Source organism: Pseudomonas sp. EL_65y_Pfl2_R96, assembly GCF_963970905.1.
Lineage (GTDB): Bacteria > Pseudomonadota > Gammaproteobacteria > Pseudomonadales > Pseudomonadaceae > Aquipseudomonas.
The window spans coordinates 1-813 of record NZ_CAXAQH010000110.1; the positions used below are offsets into that span (position 1 = coordinate 1).

General features: G+C 59.3%; 1 protein-coding gene and 1 pseudogene. One reads left to right on the forward strand and one right to left on the reverse strand.

Annotated elements, in window-relative coordinates:
* Nucleotides 1-367: pseudogene (locus AACY49_RS29695) on the forward strand (IS66 family transposase); the annotation flags it as partial.
* A 108-nt stretch (nucleotides 368-475) separates the two neighbouring features.
* Here AACY49_RS29695 and AACY49_RS29700 read toward each other — a convergent pair.
* A partial coding sequence (locus tag AACY49_RS29700) for an ATP-binding protein (RefSeq protein WP_339527748.1) occupies nucleotides 476-813 on the reverse strand: 338 nt, incomplete at its 5' end.

The following is an 813-nucleotide window of genomic DNA, read 5'->3' on the forward strand; positions in this document are numbered from 1 at the left end:
GTTGCTCAAGCTTGCAAAAGATGCGCAGTTCGGTCGATCCTCGGAAAAGCTGGACGATGATCAGCTACAGCTTGTTTTGGAGGACATCGAAGAGGCCGTCGCGGCTCTCGAAGCAGCCGAGGGTCGCGCCAATCCCAGAACCTGCGAGAAGAGAACTGCCGAGCGCAGAGCCAACCGTGGTCAACTGCCGGAGCATTTGCCGCGCATCGTCGAAACCCTGATGCCCGCTGCAACCTGCTGCCCTTGCTGCGCAGGCGTCCTTTTTGAGATTGGGAGCGATGAGAGCCAGAGGCTGGACGTGGTACCGGCGCAGTATCGCGTAATCGTCACCCGCCGGCCCAAACTGGCCTGCCGCGTCTGTCATGGTGCGTATTTCGCAAAAACGGGACAGCGGTTTCGCTAACTGAGGGACAGCAGTTTCGCTAATTCGCGGACAGCGGGGCGGCGCTGGCTTTTGGTTGCCTGGTTGTTGAAGTCAATTGGTATTCGTTTCGCTGTTTTCGGCGTCGGTCAAGGGGCGCGGGACTTTTTTCCTTCGCATGCTGTCGCCTTCAAGGGCGACACGGTGGGCGTTGTGGATGATCCGGTCGAGGATGGCGTCGGCGATGGTTGGTTCTCCGATCATGTCATGCCATTGGGCGACGGGCAGCTGGGCGGTGATGAGGGTGGATTTGCGCCTGTAGCGCTCTTCGAAGATTTCCAGGAGATCGAGGCGCTGCTGATCGTTGAGGGTGTGGGTTCCCCAGTCGTCGAGAATGAGCAACTGAACACGTGCCAGCTTGTCGATGAGGCGCGGGAAGCGACCATCGAGAC